At 57.3% G+C, this 16,289-nt stretch carries 14 protein-coding genes; 8 read left to right on the top strand and 6 right to left on the bottom strand.

Translation table 11 applies throughout. From position 1 onward, the window contains the following. Positions 1-277: 277 nt before the first annotated feature. From NTD81_RS20230 to NTD81_RS20220, 3 genes are all read left to right on the top strand, one after another. Complete coding sequence (locus tag NTD81_RS20230) at positions 278-910, top strand: response regulator transcription factor (protein ID WP_262184539.1); 633 nt, start codon at positions 278-280, stop codon at positions 908-910. 110 nt (positions 911-1,020) lie between these two features. Next, complete coding sequence (locus NTD81_RS20225) at positions 1,021-4,668, top strand: ATP-binding protein (protein ID WP_262184538.1); 3,648 nt, start codon at positions 1,021-1,023, stop codon at positions 4,666-4,668. A gap of 101 nt (positions 4,669-4,769) precedes the next feature. Further along, positions 4,770-5,993: an EAL domain-containing protein gene (locus tag NTD81_RS20220; RefSeq protein WP_262184537.1), complete on the top strand. Its 1,224-nt coding sequence runs from the start codon at positions 4,770-4,772 to the stop codon at positions 5,991-5,993. Between the two features lie 42 nt (positions 5,994-6,035). On the opposite strand, the gene NTD81_RS20215 is transcribed toward NTD81_RS20220, so the two are convergent. The 5 genes from NTD81_RS20215 to oscA form a co-directional block, all read right to left on the bottom strand. Further along, complete coding sequence (locus NTD81_RS20215) at positions 6,036-7,025, bottom strand: sulfate/molybdate ABC transporter ATP-binding protein (protein WP_262184536.1); 990 nt, start codon at positions 7,023-7,025, stop codon at positions 6,036-6,038. Positions 7,026-7,027: 2 nt separating this feature from the next. Then, a complete protein-coding gene (cysW, locus tag NTD81_RS20210) occupies positions 7,028-7,900 on the bottom strand; it encodes a sulfate ABC transporter permease subunit CysW (protein WP_262184535.1) in 873 nt (290 codons plus the stop codon). 10 nt (positions 7,901-7,910) lie between these two features. Then, complete coding sequence (cysT, locus tag NTD81_RS20205) at positions 7,911-8,729, bottom strand: sulfate ABC transporter permease subunit CysT (RefSeq protein ID WP_262184534.1); 819 nt, start codon at positions 8,727-8,729, stop codon at positions 7,911-7,913. A gap of 131 nt (positions 8,730-8,860) precedes the next feature. Beyond that, positions 8,861-9,859: a sulfate ABC transporter substrate-binding protein gene (locus NTD81_RS20200; protein ID WP_262184533.1), complete on the bottom strand. Its 999-nt coding sequence runs from the start codon at positions 9,857-9,859 to the stop codon at positions 8,861-8,863. A gap of 149 nt (positions 9,860-10,008) precedes the next feature. After that, a complete protein-coding gene (oscA, locus tag NTD81_RS20195; protein WP_262184532.1) occupies positions 10,009-10,194 on the bottom strand; it encodes a sulfur starvation response protein OscA in 186 nt (61 codons plus the stop codon). A 260-nt stretch (positions 10,195-10,454) separates the two neighbouring features. On the opposite strand from oscA, the gene NTD81_RS20190 reads away from it, so the two are divergent. The 5 genes from NTD81_RS20190 (at position 10,455) to cysW (NTD81_RS20170) (ending at position 15,050) form a co-directional block, all read left to right on the top strand. Next, positions 10,455-11,036: an alpha/beta hydrolase gene (locus NTD81_RS20190; RefSeq protein WP_262184531.1), complete on the top strand. Its 582-nt coding sequence runs from the start codon at positions 10,455-10,457 to the stop codon at positions 11,034-11,036. Positions 11,037-11,116: 80 nt separating this feature from the next. Next, on the top strand, positions 11,117-12,082 hold the full coding sequence (locus NTD81_RS20185) for a sigma 54-interacting transcriptional regulator (protein WP_262184530.1): 966 nt from the start codon (positions 11,117-11,119) through the stop codon (positions 12,080-12,082). Between the two features lie 159 nt (positions 12,083-12,241). Further along, positions 12,242-13,255, top strand: a complete 1,014-nt coding sequence (gene cysP, locus NTD81_RS20180) for a thiosulfate ABC transporter substrate-binding protein CysP (RefSeq protein ID WP_262184529.1) — start codon at positions 12,242-12,244, stop codon at positions 13,253-13,255. 116 nt (positions 13,256-13,371) lie between these two features. Then, positions 13,372-14,220, top strand: a complete 849-nt coding sequence (cysT, locus tag NTD81_RS20175; RefSeq protein ID WP_262184528.1) for a sulfate ABC transporter permease subunit CysT — start codon at positions 13,372-13,374, stop codon at positions 14,218-14,220. Further along, entirely contained in the window at positions 14,217-15,050 is an 834-nt protein-coding gene (gene cysW / locus NTD81_RS20170) for a sulfate ABC transporter permease subunit CysW (protein ID WP_262184527.1), read from the top strand. The genes cysT (NTD81_RS20175) and cysW (NTD81_RS20170) overlap by 4 nt, the downstream gene beginning before the upstream one ends. 5 nt (positions 15,051-15,055) lie before the next feature. Here cysW (NTD81_RS20170) and NTD81_RS20165 read toward each other — a convergent pair whose 3' ends face one another. Then, positions 15,056-16,285, bottom strand: coding sequence for an acyl-CoA dehydrogenase family protein (locus tag NTD81_RS20165; protein WP_262184775.1), 1,230 nt, complete (start codon positions 16,283-16,285; stop codon positions 15,056-15,058). Positions 16,286-16,289: the final 4 nt, after the last annotated feature.

Here is a 16,289-nt window from a genome sequence, read left to right as displayed (position 1 = left end):
AATGGCGAGAATTATTGGCAAGCCGGTTTAATTAATAAGCCGGCTACGCCTGACAGCCCTGTAGGGATTTCCCTATTCAACGCAAACTACTGGAACAGCACTGGCAGATAAAAACCGGGGCAGGCACACTGCGCGCCCACACTTCCATACTATTTACTCCCCACTAAATTGAAGGCACCTTTTACTTCATCTATAAATTAAGCCAAATAGTTAATACGCCAATCGCGTCAAGCCCAAACAGTCAAACATCCTTCGCCGTTAGATAAATAGGTTTTAAATGGCACAAATACTTATTGCCGATGACCATGCAGTAGTGCGCATGGCAGTACGGATGCTCTTGGAAAATGCAGGCCACCAAGTAGTCGGCGAGGCGGACTGTGGCGTCGACGTCATTGGCTTAGTACGTAACCTCAAGCCGCAGTTGATCATCCTCGATATCGACCTGCCCAAACTGGATGGCTTTGCCGTGTTGCAGCGCCTCTGCGACGCCGAAGATGCACCTAAAGTCCTAGTGTTTTCAGGGATGGCCGCCGATCAGTACGCCGTGCGCTGCTCACGGGCCGGAGCTTCCGGCTTTGTCAGCAAAGACGATGACCTGGACGGATTACTCACAGCGGTGAAAATTATTCTGGCCGGCTACACCCTGTTTCCGACCATCCAGTTATCGCAATCGACCAGCAGTGTGCCTACCCACTCCAGTGTCGAGCAGGACGCCATCAAGCATTTGTCTTCCAGGGAAATTACGGTGCTGCGCCACTTGGCTCGCGGGCAAAGGGTGCGTGATATCGCCAAGACCTTATTGCTCAGTGAAAAAACCATTAGCACTTACAAATCCCGGCTTATCACTAAACTTCAGGTCAGCAACCTGGCGGAATTAATTGAAATAGCCAAACGCAACTCAATTATCTAAGCCAGCCCCTGCCGAAGATTAAACTTAATAGCAAAACCAAACAGGCATTTACTAAAAGCTAACAACTAAGCCATCTAACCATTTATTTGTACGATATAGCCCGGTGCCCTATGAAAACGTTGTCGTGGTTTATCGTACTGTGCCTAGCCCTGCCCAACCTCAGCTATGCCCTCAGCTCGCCTGTGCAGCTCGAACTATGGGGGCGCAGTCACAAGCAGGCGCAAAAGCTCAACTTAAGCGAACAACAGTGGCGCTGGCTGCGTAACAAGGAATCCTTGCGCCTGGGCGTCTCGCAGCCAAACAACCGTCCCTTCGACATCACCATCAGCGGTCAGCGCTATGAAGGCTTGAGTGCCGACTATGCCGCGTTACTGGCCCAGCTGCTGGGCGTGCCGATTTCAGTCACGCTATTCAATAATCGCCTGCAAGCCAGGGAGGCGCTGAAAAATGGCGAGATCGACCTGCTCTCCAGCGCCAACCTCACGGATACCGAGCAACAGTCACGGGTATTGAGCGACAGCTATGTGCCCGAGCAAACCGCACTGTACAGCCGGCTCAATGAAAAACGCATGTTTCCGGCGAACCTCGCCGGGGTCAAAATCGCCGTGGCGGACAATTACCTGACCCCCGGCGCCATTCGCGAGTATTTCCCCAGCGCCCTGCTGCAAACCTTCAACACCCCTCAAGAAGCGCTGGCGGCCCTGGCATTTGGTCATGCCGATCTCTACCTGGGGGATACGTTGTCGGCCAACCTGTTGATCAACGAGCAGTATTTCAACTACGTCACCATCGAGCGGATTATCAAAATATCCCCCGGCGGCACCAGCTTCGCCCTGCGCAAAAGTGACGAGCTGTTACGCCAGATCATCAATCAGGCCCTGCAGTTGGTCACGCCGCAACAGGCCAGCGAGATCATCAGGCGCTGGGGCGGTGGCAGTGGCACCTTTACCCGGCAACAGCTGGATCTCTCGCCCAGCGAGCAGAACTGGGTCAATCGCCATCCCATTGTGCGAGTGGCCATGAGCATTGATCAGGCGCCGGTGGCCTTTATTGATGAGGACGACAACTTCGCCGGAATTATGTCCGATATCCTCAAAATGGTGAGTTTGCGCACCGGGCAAAAATTTGAAGCCACGCGCTTTGATGAGATCACCGACTTGTCCGAGGCCCTCGCCAACAACAGCGCCGATCTCACGGTGCTGACGCAAAGTCTGGCGCGCGAAGCGACCATGCGCTTCAGCCTGCCCTTCTCGACCATGCCCTTTTGTTTGGTCACCCGTGATGGCCGGACCGAGTTCAGCGACTTGAACAGTTTGCGGGGCCATCGTGTGGCTATTTCCAAAGGTCACATCCTGTTCGAGCGGCTGCAGTCGGTCCTCCATGACGTCAACATTGTGGAGTCAAAGAACTTCGTCGACACCCTTAACCTGGTGCATAACAACCAAGCCGACGTGACCATCGCGCCCTTGAATGTCGCGCGCTACTACTTGCAGCACGGCAAAGATCTCGAGCTAAAAATCGTCGGCATTATTGAGCCGGACAGCGCGTTATTTTCCTTTGCCATGCGCCGCGCCGACACCGAGTTGCAGTCCATTTTGAACAAGGTCCTGCAAGACATTCCGCCCGATGAGTTGAATGTCATCAGCACCCGCTGGCGGGCTAACACCTCGTTGCGCGATACCAGCTTGATGGACTACCACACCTTGATTCTGCAAATCGCCGGCAGCATCGCCTTACTGATTGGCGCAGCCGTGCTGTGGAATCTCAACCTGCAGCGCCAAGTGCGCCAACGCCGCGCCGCCGAACAAGCGCTGGGAGATCAACTGCACTTTATGCGCACGTTGATTGACGGCACCCCACTGCCTATTTACGTGCGTGATCGCCAAGGCCGTTTGCTCAGTTGTAATCAGTCTTATCTCAACGCCGTCGACTTAGACGAGGCCGATGTCGTGGGCAAAACCAGCATGCAGGGGGTGAAAAACAATCACCAACAGGCGCGCAGTTTTCATGCTGAATACCTGCAAGCCATGGCCACAGGTCAGGCCTCGGCCCAGGATCGCACGCTGACCCTCAACGACCAGGTGCTACGCATTTATCACTGGATTCACCCTTACCGCGACCGCCAGGGCGAAGTGCAAGGGGTGATTTGTGGTTGGCTGGATATCAGCGAGCGCCAGCAACTGATTGAGCAATTGCAATCGGCTAAAGAAGAAGCCGACGAGGCCAGCCGGGCGAAAACCACCTTCCTCGCCACCATGAGCCACGAAATTCGTACGCCCATGAGCGCCATTATCGGCATGCTCGAATTGGCCCTGAAAAAACGCGCCAGCGATGGCCGCTTTGATCCTTCCACTATCGAAGTAGCCTATGCCTCGGCGAAGGGTTTGCTGGAGCTGATTGGCGACATTCTGGATATCGTGCGCATTGAATCCGGGCGCCTTAACCTCGCCCCACGGCGCAGCAATCTGCGCGAGCTGGCCGAGTCGGTGGTGCGGGTATTTGATGGCCTGGCCCGGCAAAAGGGGCTCAACCTGACCCTGGATTTCGACTTTGAAAGTGGTAGCGCCATCGACGTATTGATCGATCCAGTGCGCTTTAAACAGATCCTCTCCAACCTGATCAGCAATGCGATTAAATTCACTGACAAAGGTCAGGTGCAGTTGCGTATCAACGGCACCCTCCTCGCCGAGGAGCGCATTCAGCTGGACATACAGGTCAGCGACAGCGGCATTGGCATCTCGGCCAAGGATCAAGCCCGCTTATTTCAGCCCTTCGCCCAAGCCGGTAGCCATACCAGCGCAGCCCGTGGCGGCACGGGTCTGGGCTTAGCCATTTGCCGCGCGCTGTGCGAGATGATGGGAGGCACATTAAGCCTTAACAGTGAGCCAGGCACCGGCACCCAAGTCAGCCTGCAACTGACCCTCAGCTGTATGCCGGCGCTAGGCCCACGGGATCAACATGCCGCTGAAGCGGGCCCAATCACCGCGAGCAGTTTGCAAGTGCTGATCGTTGATGATCACCCCGCTAACCTGCTGCTACTGGCGCAGCAATTGGAGTTTCTCGGCCACCATGTAAGCCAGGCCAAAGATGGCGCGCAGGCCCTGGAGTGTTGGAACAAGCAGACTTTCGATCTGGTCATCACCGACTGCAACATGCCCAACATGAATGGCTACCAGCTTGCCGAAACCATACGTGCCGCCGAGGCGCAGCGCCAATTGCCGCCCTGCACGATATTCGGCTACACCGCCAATGCCCAACCGGAGGAGCAAGAGCGCTGCCTGCAAGCCGGAATGAATCAATGTTTGTTTAAACCCATTAGCCTCACCGAACTGACCGCCCACACCGCGACGGTGCCACCGCTCGTAGCACCGGCAACACCTGCTAAGACCTTCAGCAGTGAGGTGGTTAACCTGACCACGACCCTGCAACTGACCCAAGGCGATCATGCCCGTAGCCAGCAGTTATTGGGGCAGCTGCTAAGCAGCAACCGTGACGATCTTGCCGAGCTTATACAGCTTGCCCAGCAACAGGATCGCCTTGGCATCAGCGCCGTCGCCCATAAAATCCGCGGCGCCGCGCGCATTGTGCAGGCCCGCCATGTGATCGCCGCCTGTGAAGCCATGGAGCGCTTGGCCCAGGATGCCACTTGCAGTGCCAGCCAATTACAAAGCGCCGCAACGACCGTGGCTCAAGCGCTGCAGGAGCTGGAGCAGGCCATCCTTGCGCAAAGCGCTGCCAATGAACTGAAACCCGGTTGAGCACGCTTGCGAAACCCCCTACAAGGAATAACCCCGCCCCCGACAGACTGCTTGCGGGCAGCCCCCTAGACTCATGCCTCTACGCAACAGGAGACTAGAAAATGCTGCCCCTTAAAGTATTGGTTTTAGAAGATCACAGCTTCCAGCGCGCTCTGGCTGTAGGGGCGCTCAAACAAATCGGTATCAACCACATCATTGAAGCCGCTGATGGCCAGCAAGCCCTCGAGCAACTGCAAGCTTGCGCGGGTGCCGACGTGGTGATTTGTGATCTGCACTTGCCCGGCTGCGACGGTCCCAGCTTTCTGCGCCAGGCCTATTCTTTGGGCCTGATCAAAGCCGTGATTATCAGCAGCAGCGTAGAGCCGAGCGTGCGCCAAGGCGTGGTGAGCATGCTCAAGTTCCTCGGTCTGCAGTTTCTGGGCGACCTGGGCAAACCGATGCCGGCTGAACAACTGCAAAAATCCCTCATGCAGTATCAACTTAACCGGGACCTGCCCAAGCCACTGCTGCCCGAGCTGCAAGAGCTGCCAGATATCACGGAAGTGATCCGGGGCCTCATCGACGGTGAGTTCCAGCCTTATTTCCAACCGAAAATGAACATCCGCGCCAATGCCATCCAGGGCGCTGAAGTCCTTGCACGCTGGCAGCATCCGCATCGGGGCTTACTCACGCCCCAGCAGTTTATGCCGGTGATCAATGCCTACAGCCTGTATGGCGACTTGTTTAGCTGCCTGCTCAAGCAGGGCTGTGCCTTACAGCAACAGCTGCAGCGCCAAGGCCAGCAATTGCAGTTGGCGTACAACCTGCACCCGGCGCAACTGGCCTCCCGCGAGCTGGTTAACAGCATCCGCCAGGCCTTGCTCGAACACCGCCTACCCGCCGGCGCCGTGATGCTAGAGGTGACCGAAAGTGGCTTGTTGACCGCCCCCGCGACCAGTTTTGAAAATCTGGTGCGCTTACGCTTACTCGGTTGTGGTTTGGCCATGGACGACTTTGGTGCCGGCTATTCGTCCTTGCGTCGCCTGTGCGAACTGCCCTTTAACCAGATCAAACTCGACGGCAGCTTTGTCCATAACTTGCAGCAGCAACCACGCGGTCGCGCCATTATTCAAGCCAGCATCATCATGGCTGAAGAGCTGGAGATCGACCTGGTCATCGAAGGCGTCGAAACCGAGCAGCAACACGCCCAAGTCCTCGCCTTGGGCGCCACCCTGACACAAGGTCATATCTATGCCCGGCCCATGCCTGCGGAACAACTCCAGGCCTATATGGGCCTGCATGGAGTCACTGCGGCCAGGGGCGAGACACTGAGTGTGCTGCACTAAAAAGGCCAGCGAAAGCTGGCCCTGTTAGTGCGCTGCTTGGCCTCAGACGCCGCTGTTGCTGTACTGGGCCTTAGGCTTGAAGTACAGCGTTTGACCACGGCTGAGGTTGTCCAGGCTGAGGTGATCCTTGGCCACCTCGGCTTCGATGGGCTCGCTTTGCCCAGCCACTTTCAGAGTGACCCGAGTGATCGCGCCCAACGGCCGAATATCACGCACCTCACCGGCCTGATGGCCTTCTTCGGCCTGACGCGAGAGGTGAATCTCGTGGGGGCGGAACAGCACGTGTTTCTCTTCGCCCACATACAGGCGGTTGGCATCCCCGAGGAAGTGGTAGACGAAGTCGCTGGCCGGGTTCTCATACACCTCACCCGGCGAGCCGATTTGCTCGACCACGCCTTTGTTCATCACCACGATGCGATCAGCCACTTCCATGGCCTCTTCTTGGTCGTGGGTAACGAACACCGAAGTCAGATGCACTTCTTCATGCAGACGCGCCAACCAGCGCCGCAGCTCTTTACGCACCTTGGCGTCGAGGGCGCCGAAGGGCTCATCGAGCAGCAGCACTTTCGGCTCAACCGCCAAGGCACGAGCCAGGGCAATACGCTGGCGCTGACCACCGGAGAGCTGCTCCGGGTAGCGATCACTGAGCCAGTCGAGCTGCACCAGCTCGAGCAAGTCGTGGACCTTTTTCTTGATCACGTTTTCGTTCGGGCGCTCGCCCTTGGGCTTCATGCGCAGGCCGAAAGCGACGTTATCGAACACGGTCATATGGCGGAACAAGGCGTAATGCTGGAAAACGAAGCCGACGTTGCGATCCCGCACGTCGTGGTTCGAGACATCTTCACCGTGGAACTCAATGCTGCCGCTGTCTGGCGTTTCCAGACCGGCAATGATGCGCAGCAAGGTGGTTTTGCCGCAGCCCGACGGGCCCAGCAAAGCCACCAGCTCACCGCTATTGATGTTCAGGTTGATGTTGTTCAGCGCCTTGAACGCGTTGAAGTTTTTACTGACGTTAGCAATCTGGATAGACATGGTTATTCGTCCTCAGCCTTGTGGCGCAGGCGGTTAATGCGTGACTCGCTCCACTGCTTGAGCAGCAGGATAAACAGCGCCAGAAGCAACAACAGGCTGGCTACACTGAAAGCGGCAACGTGATTGTATTCGTTATAGAGAATCTCGACATGCAGCGGCAACGTATTGGTGTAACCGCGAATATGCCCCGATACGACCGATACTGCACCAAACTCCCCCATGGCCCGGGCGGTGCAGAGCACCACGCCATAGATCAGCCCCCATTTAATATTCGGCAAGGTCACGTGCCAGAACATCTGCCAGCCGTTAGCGCCGAGCAAGCGCGCGGCCTCCTCCTCTTGGGTGCCCTGCTCCTGCATCAGCGGGATCAGCTCACGGGCAACGAAGGGCACGGTGACGAAGATGGTCGCCAACACGATACCCGGCAAAGCAAACACGATTTGAATATCGTGCTCACGCAACCAGCCACCGAAGAAGCCCTGGGCACCGAACAACAGCACATAGATCAAACCGGCGATCACTGGCGACACCGAAAACGGCAGGTCGATCAGCGTGACCAGGATGCTCTTGCCGCGAAAGTCATACTTGCTCACACACCAAGCGGCGGCGACGCCGAACACCACGTTGAGCGGCACCGAGATGGCCACCGCCAGCAGAGTCAGCTTCAGTGCGGAAATCGCATCAGGCTCAGTGATAGCCGTGAAGAACGCGCCAAAGCCCTGCTTCAGCGCTTCACTGGCCACCACCACCAAAGGCAGCAGCAAAAACAGGATAAACACCAGCCACGCCGCACCGATCAGCAGGCGCCGACCCAGCACGTTGCCACGCCTTGCGGCATTGGCTGAGGCTGTTGCAGTCACGGATACAGAAGACATATCAACCTCCTCAGGACTTGGAAATTTTGCGCTGCAGCAAGTTGATCAGCAGCAACAGGATAAAGGACACCACCAGCATCAATACGCCGATGGCCGTGGCACCGTGATAATCATATTGGTCAAGTTTGACCATGATCAGCAGCGGCAGAATTTCAGTTTTCATCGGCATATTACCGGCGATAAAAATCACCGAACCGTACTCGCCGACACCCCGGGCAAACGCCAGGGAAAACCCGGTGAGCCAAGCAGGCAACAAGGCCGGCAGCAGCACATAACGGAACACCTGCAAAGGCTTGGCGCCAAGGCAAGCGGCGGCCTCCTCCACTTCACGGGGAATATCCGCCAGCACTGGCTGGATGGTACGCACCACAAAGGGCAAGGTGACGAAAGTCAGCGCCAGGGTGATGCCGATAGGGGTGTAAACAATCTTGAAGCCCAGCGCGGTGGCGAACTGGCCGACCATACCGCCGGGGGCATACAGGGCCGTCAGGGCGATACCGGCAACAGCGGTCGGCAGGGCAAAAGGCAGGTCGATCATGGCCTCGATAACCTTACGCCCGGGGAAGGTGTAACGCACCAACGCCCATGCCAATAAGGTGCCGATAATGCCGTTGACTACCGCGGCCGCAAAGGCAGTGCCAAAGCTTAACTTAAGTGCAGCCAACACCCGGGGAGCCGAAATAATCGACCAGAACTCTGCCCAGGTAAGCTGTGCTGCGTGAACAAACATGGCACCCAGCGGAATCAACACCAACAAACTGAGGTACACCAAGGTGTAGCCCAGCGTCAGCCCGAAGCCGGGTATGACGGGGGACGTACGACGAGACATGTGCTGTCCTTAATTAAATTAACCTTTGACACAAATCAGCCCTGTCACAGCTCAGCGTCAATGCTTTGCGTAACAGGGCCGACCGTACTTGGCTGGCAAGGCTAGCGAGTCGCTACCGCCAGCACCCGTGCTTAGTGGGCTTGATAGATCTGGTCAAACACACCGCCGTCGTTAAAGAACTTCGGCTGTGCCGTTTTCCAGCCACCGAAGTCTTGGTCGATGGTGACCAGCTTCAAGGATGGGAATTGCTTGGAGAACTCAGCCGCGACGTCCTGGTTACGTGGACGGTAGAAGTGTTTGGCGGCAATGCGCTGGCCTTCTTCGCTGTACAGGTAGTTCAGGTAAGCCTCAGCCACTTTACGCGTGCCTTTTTTGTCGACGTTGACATCGACGACCGAAACCGGTGGCTCAGCCAGAATCGAAATCGACGGTGCGACGATTTCAAAGTTCTCGCCGCCCTCTTCTTTGAGCGCCAGGAAGGCTTCGTTTTCCCAAGCCAGCAGCACGTCACCAATGCCGTTGTTAACGAAGGTGATGGTCGAGCCGCGAGCACCGGTATCCAGTACAGGCACTTGCTTGAACAACTTGGTTACGTACTCCTGAGCCTTCTCTTCGCTGCCGAACTTCTGTTTGGCATAAGCCCATGCGGCGAGGAAGTTCCAGCGTGCGCCACCAGAGGTTTTCGGGTTAGGTGTGATCACTTCAACACCCGCCTTGGTCAGGTCGTCCCAGTCCTTGATGTTTTTCGGGTTGCCTTTACGTACCAGGAACACGATGGTCGAGGTATAGGGCGTGCTCGACTGTGGCAGACGCTCCTGCCAGTTTTCTGGAATCAGCTTGCCGATGTTATGCAGCTCATCCACGTCACCGGCCAGGGCCAGGGTCACCACGTCGGCACGCAGGCCATCAATCACCGCACGGGCTTGCTTGCCCGAGCCACCATGGGACTGTTGAATAGTGACGGCTTCGTGGCCTTGGGATTGCCAGTATTTGTTGAACGCAGCGTTGTAGTCGCTGTACAGCTCACGGGTTGGATCGTAAGAAACGTTGAGCAGTGTTTCAGCGGCGGCCACTGGACCTGCCAACAGGGCACTGGCTAGAGCGGCAAGAGCAAAACGGCGAATGGACATGGATGTAGCTCCTAAATCGTCAATCAAGAATGTGTTGGTTTTTTGTTTAGTGGTTACAACGCATTGGTGAGTCGTTGCGGCACGATCAGAGCAGGCGCTTAACCCTGCACATTAATCCTCACTGCTGCTGAGCAGGTGAGTCGCGCTGGTTACTGCCCGCTGCGACCGGCTGGCGATTGCAGGCGGAACTTCTCCTTACGCTCGATCTGCACGACTTGGCCGTTGTGCACAGTGATCTCTACCGAGCCGAACTTCAGGGCATGCAAGGCGGCCTGAATTTCACGCACGATGCTGCTGTCATCTTGAGTTTCAAGGTTACGCAGGGTTGCTGTCATTTTATTAGCTCCTTGAATTGCCCCCCCTGCAACTGGCGCAAGATGCCGTCGTCAGTGAGCGTGGAGCGGATAGTAGTGAGCCACGAATATTCTTAAAAATATTATTTGATCACATTTATATTCGTTTTAGACATATGAGGAGCTGATCAACCCCCTCCAGAAAAAACACATAAATGCATAAGCAAATAAGTTCTTATTCTTTTTGATATGGAAAATCACTACCTACACTGCACCCATTGAAACGTGCAGGAGTACCTGTGATGGGTAATGAAATCATCCGCTATCTGATCGTCCCGGGTTGGCAAGGATCGGCCGAAGACCACTGGCAGAGCCATTGGCAGCGCAGTTTGCCGAACAGCGTCAGGGTCGAACAAACCGATTGGCAAACCCCAAAACTGACTGATTGGGTGGCCGAACTGGAGCGTCATATCGCTAACGATCCGCGCCCCACCATCCTTATTGCCCACAGCTTAGGCTGCATCACTGTGGCCCATTGGGCGCAGCAAGCACCCGTTGAATTAGTCCGTCGTGTCCGTGCGGCTTTATTAGTGGCCCCGGCAGATGTGGAGCGCAGCAATTGCCCGGCCGAGCTGCGTAACTTCGCGCCGATCCCCACCCACGCCTTACCGTTCCCTAGCCAAGTGGTGGGTTCGGACAATGACAGCGCCGCCACCCCGGCGCGGGCCATTGAGCTGGCGCGCCACTGGGACAGCGAAGCGGCCATTCTCAGCGGCGCCGGACATATCAATGTGAAGTCCGGGCACCAACGCTGGGAGCAAGGTTTTGCCTACCTCTATCGCCTGCAAAACCGTATTGAGCAGGCTGCCCGTCGCCGCGCTTGAGCGGCAACAGCGGCCACATAAAACAGCGCCGGCAGGCCTGCTACCTTGATCACTAGCCGCCTGTGCCGGAGATTTTTTTGATGAACCCGAATAGCTTTACTAATCAGGCCCTATTGACCTTTCCAGACGCAGATAAAAGCCCGTTAAGCATCCGCGCCAAGGCCTTGGTATTTATTGATGCGCGCTCGAAGCAACTGCGCGATCAGGTCGAGCTGCTCGCCGCCCAACCCATCGCCCTATTAATAGAAGGCGAATCAGGCTCCGGTAAAGAATTACTCGCCCGCCACATTCATCGTGAAAGCGACCTGCCGGGTCTGTTTGTCGCCCTCAGTTGCAGCAGCTTAAGTCCGCAACACGCCCAAGCCGAATTGTTTGGCTATGCCGCCGGCGCCCATCAAGGCACGGCCAGCAGCCGCGCCGGCTGGTTCGGTTCAGCCAATAACGGCACCCTGTATTTGGATGAAATTGGCGACTTACCCCTACCCCTGCAGGCCGAGTTGCTCAGCGCCTTAGAGACGGGTGAAGCCTGGCGCGTGGGCGCTAAGCAGCCCAGCCCAGCCACTGTGCGTTTGCTCGCCGCCACCAGCATCGATCTGGCGCAAGCGGTGGCCGCCGGTAAATTCAACGAGCGCCTCTACGGCTATCTCACCGATGGCCGCTTAACGCTGCCGCCGCTGCGCGAGCGGATCGGCGACATTCTGCCCTTGGCCGAATACTTCCTCGGTATTTATGCCCAGCGTTTAAGCCTGCCGCTGCCAGTCATCAGCGAAGACGCCCAACGGAGCCTGGAACAGCACTACTGGCCCGGCAACACTCGCGAGCTGGAAAACGTGATCCACTTTGCCCTGCTGGTATGCGCCAACGACGAGATCCGCAGCGAGCATCTCAACCTGCTCAACAGCGCCGCGCCATCGTCAACCCCACTGGCAAGCGTTAGCCAAAGCCTGGAGCAACTGCTTGAGCACGGCAGTCGCGAGCAACTTGAAGCCCTACAGCAAGTGCTACAGCTCAGCACGCAACGTCTGCAAGAAAAACTCGGCGCTTAAGGGGAAGGATTACCACCTACTGAAAAGCTATATAAATAGCGTTAAAAATTACTATTTCTGCATATAAAATATGTGCAGTATCCACCGCGAACACTGGCCAACAGCCAGACAACAATATGACGCCTGCCCACAGGCTCAGTGACGAGGAATGTCTGCCCCATGCTAAAGAAAATTTTGCTGGCCACTGCTATCACTTCCAGCCTGCTGAGCAGCGCTGCAGCGCTGGCGGCTGATAAGCCAATTCTGAACGCCTCCTACGATATCGCCCGGGAGCTGTTCGCTGAGATCAACCCCAAGTTCATCGCCTACTGGCAAGAGAAGAGCGGCAAAGAGCAGAAGATTGACCAGTCTTTTGCCGGCTCCTCGCGCCAAGCCCAGGACATCATCCAAGGTAAAAAGGTCGACATCGTCACCTTTAACCAAGTCACTGACGTCGACATTCTGGCCAAGCGCGGCTTGGTGCGTAAGGACTGGGCCAAGCAGTTCCCCAACAACAGCTCGCCTTACTACAGCACCACGGCCTTCTTGGTGCGCAAAGGCAACCCGAAAAACATCAAGAACTGGGACGACCTGGCCCGTGCTGATGTGAAGCTGGTATTCCCGAACCCGAAAACTTCCGGCAACGCCCGTTACAGCTACTTGGGCGCCTGGCTGTATGCCAATGAGAAGTTCAAGGGCGACGAGAAGCAAATCAAAGCGTTCGTTGGCAAAGTGCTGCACAACGTGGAGAACTTCCCCACCGGTGGCCGCGCGGCAACCGTGGCATTCGCCCAGAACGGCCAAGGTGACGTGCTGCTGACCTTTGAGTCGGAAGTGGTCAACATCGCCAACGGCGCTGAGTTCAAATCCGGCGAATACGAAATCGTCGTGCCGCCAGTCAGCGTATTGGCTGAGTTCCCAGTGGCGCTGGTGGACAAAGTGGTCGACGAGAAAGGCACCCGCGAAGTATCTAAAGCCTACCTGGACTTCCAGTACACCAAGGAAATCCAGCAACTGCTGACCAAGTACAGCTACCGCGTGCATAACCCGGAAGTGGTGGCCGCAACCGCCAAGCAGTTCCCGGATATCCGCCTGATCAATCCCACCGAAGTTCTCGGCACTTGGGATGAGATCACTGCCAAGCACTTCGATGCCGATGGTATCCTTGACCAACTGTTAGCCGAAGGTCGCTAGGCCTAGCTGAGAGTGGTGCTGCTGCAAGCGCCGCTCTTGAGCCAACCAAGGCCCCTAGGGTGAAATAACAACAGGCCGCCGTTCTTACGGCGGCCTGTGCATTTAGGGCTTGCTGCGTGTCTAAAACCCCCCGTTTCTTTTTACAGAATCCGTTGCTGCCGGGCTTTGGTTTGAGCTTTGGCTTTAGCACTTTCTACCTGTCATTAGTGCTGCTGTTCCCGCTTTCGGCGCTGCTGCTGTATGTCAGCGATATGAGCTGGGCCCAGTACTGGCGCGCGATCAGTGATCCGCGGGTGCTGCACAGCTACCAGGTGACCATCAGTGGCGCGTTCTACTCAACCATCGGCGCCGTGCTGATCGGCTTGTTGCTGGCGTGGATCATCACCCGCTACGACTTCCCCGGCCGGCGCATCGTCGATGCTCTGGTCGACCTGCCCTTTGCCCTGCCCACCTCGGTGGCTGGGTTGACCCTGGCCAGCCTGCTCGCCCCCGGCGGCTGGTTAGGCCAGTGGCTGGAGCCTTTGGGCTGGAAGGTGGCCTATGCCTACCCCGGGATTCTGATTGCCATGGTCTTCACCAGCCTGCCGTTTGTGGTGCGCACCGTGCAGCCGGTGTTGCAGGACTTAGGCAGCGACTACGAAGAAGCCGCGCGCACCCTCGGCGCCAGCCGCCTGCAAACGTTCTTCTATGTGGTGCTACCGACGCTGACCCCGGCCCTGGTCACGGGGGCCTCGCAAGCCTTTATCCGCAGCCTCGGGGAGTTCGGTGCGGTGATCATGATCGCCGGCAATATTCCGTTTAAAACCGAAGTCTCGTCGCTGATGATTTTTGTCCGCCTGCAAGAGTTCAACCACACCGCCGCAGCGGCCATCGCTTCGGTGATTCTGCTGGCCTCACTGCTGCTGTTATTCAGCCTGCAAGTGCTGCAAGGCCGCCTGTTTAAATGGCAACGGCAAGGCAAATGAAAAAACCTCAACACTGGCATCAATGGCTGCTGATTGCTCTGGGCTTAAGCCTGGTCACCCTGCTGCTGCTTTTTCCTTTGGCATTGATCTTCACCAAGGCGCTGTCCGGCGGGCTTGATCTGCTGTGGGCCAACCTCAATGAAGATTATATGCTGCACGCCATCGGCCTGACCTTATTGGTGGCGGCCATCACCGTGCCGATCAATATGTGCTTCGGTATTTTGCTGGCCTGGTGCGTGACCCACTACGACTTCCGCGGGCGCAAAGTGCTAACCACCCTGATCGACATTCCCTATGCGGTGTCGCCCGTGGTGGCCGGCCTCTGCTACTTGGTGGTGTACGGTCTGGAGCACGCGCTGGGGCGCTGGTTTTACGATCACGGCCTGCAGCTGATGTTCGCCTGGCCGGGCATCGTCATGGTCACCGTGTTTGTCACCGCGCCCTATGTCGCACGTATTCTGATTCCGGTGATGCAGAGCCAAGGTCAGGATGAAGAAACCGCCGCCCTGTGCCTAGGCGCCAACGGCTGGCAGATCTTCCGCCACATCACCTTGCCGAAGATCAAATGGGCGCTGCTGTATGGCGTAGTGGTGACTAACGCCCGCGCAGTCGGCGAGTTCGGTGCGGTATCAGTGGTGTCCGGCACCATCATCAACCAGACCCTGACCCTGCCACTGTTGGTCGATCAGCTCAACAACGACTACAAGCCCGCGGCAGCCTTCACCGCGGCTGGTTTGCTGGCCTGCATGGCGCTGCTGACGCTGTTGTTGAAGACCTTTATGGAATGGCGCCAACGCCACCTGATGCAACGCGCTGAAGCCACCAGCTAACGCGCTTAGCCATACAGCGAAGGCGTCGGCGGCTTGGCGTTGAGCAACCAGTTACCGAGGTCGCGCACTTTGTAATCGAGCGGGTCATGCAGGCTGTGCACCCGCACGTTACGCCAGAAGCGATCGAAGCCGTATTGGCCGCTGGTGGAACTGGCGCCCATGCTCTCGAAGATGCGCGACGTAATTTCCAGCGCCGAACGCGCCGACACCACCTTTGCCTCGTTAACCGCCAATGCCACTTCGGCGCGCTCCGCCGCGGTTAATGCGGGTTTCTCCCAAGCCTGCTGCAAGCGCTGCGCAGCATGCTCAGCCAACAGATAAGCACTGCGATAAAGCAGCCACAGCTCGCCATAGCGCTGCTGAATAAAAGGATCATCGGTGGCGATCGTCACCCCAGACGCCGGCCATACGCGGCTGTGCTCGCGGGTGTAATTCAGCGCCGCGTCCAACGCGCCTTGGGCGTTGCCCAGGTAGAGCTGAATCAGCACCAGTTGCGACAGGCAAGCCCGCAGGCCAATCCGCGGACTGTTGCCACTAGGCCCGAGCACCTCGTTGCTATCGACAAACACCCCTTCAAACTGCACCGTGCCGCTGTCCGTTTGGCGCTGGCCGAAGGCGTCCCAATCATCATTCACCGCCACCCCTTCACGCTGACTGGGGAGCACGATAAAAGCGCGGTCTTCCGGGTTATGGCTGCGCTGCGCGCTCACCACCAGGGCATCCGCCCCCAGCGCGCCAGAACAAAAGGATTTGCGCCCATTAAGTTCGTAGTGCTCTTCACGCCGGGTCAGCTGTAGGCGACTGCCCCGGCTATTGGTGGCATTGCCCCAAAACCAACGTTCTTGCACTGTGCGGCTAAGCCAATGGCGCTGCTGCTCTGGGTTGCCATAAAGGAGGATGGTCGCCACCTGTAAATGCTGGAAGGCAAACAGGTGCGCCAAGGAGCTGTCCACCGCCGCCAGGTAGCGCACGATGCGGTAGATTTCAGGCCAGACCAAACCTTGGCCGCCGAATTGTTGCGGGATGGCCAAGGTCAGCAGACCACTTTCACGCAGTAACTGCCGTTCGGCCCGCGCACTGCCGCCCTCTCGCTCCCGTTGCACCACGGTGGCGGCAAGCTTACGGGCCAAGCGCTCGACTTTGCCATTACGGCTGACGAAATCCCTGGGAAACAGTCGCGAGTCAAATAAGGAGGCCGTACTCTCAAGTGCCACCGGGCTGCCCCGCAACTGCATGGAC

Origin of the sequence: Pseudomonas sp. 5P_3.1_Bac2, from assembly GCF_025465995.1 — a bacterium.
In the GTDB taxonomy this organism is placed as follows: Bacteria; Pseudomonadota; Gammaproteobacteria; order Pseudomonadales; family Pseudomonadaceae; genus Aquipseudomonas.
This window is presented reverse-complemented; position numbering and strand designations above follow the sequence as displayed.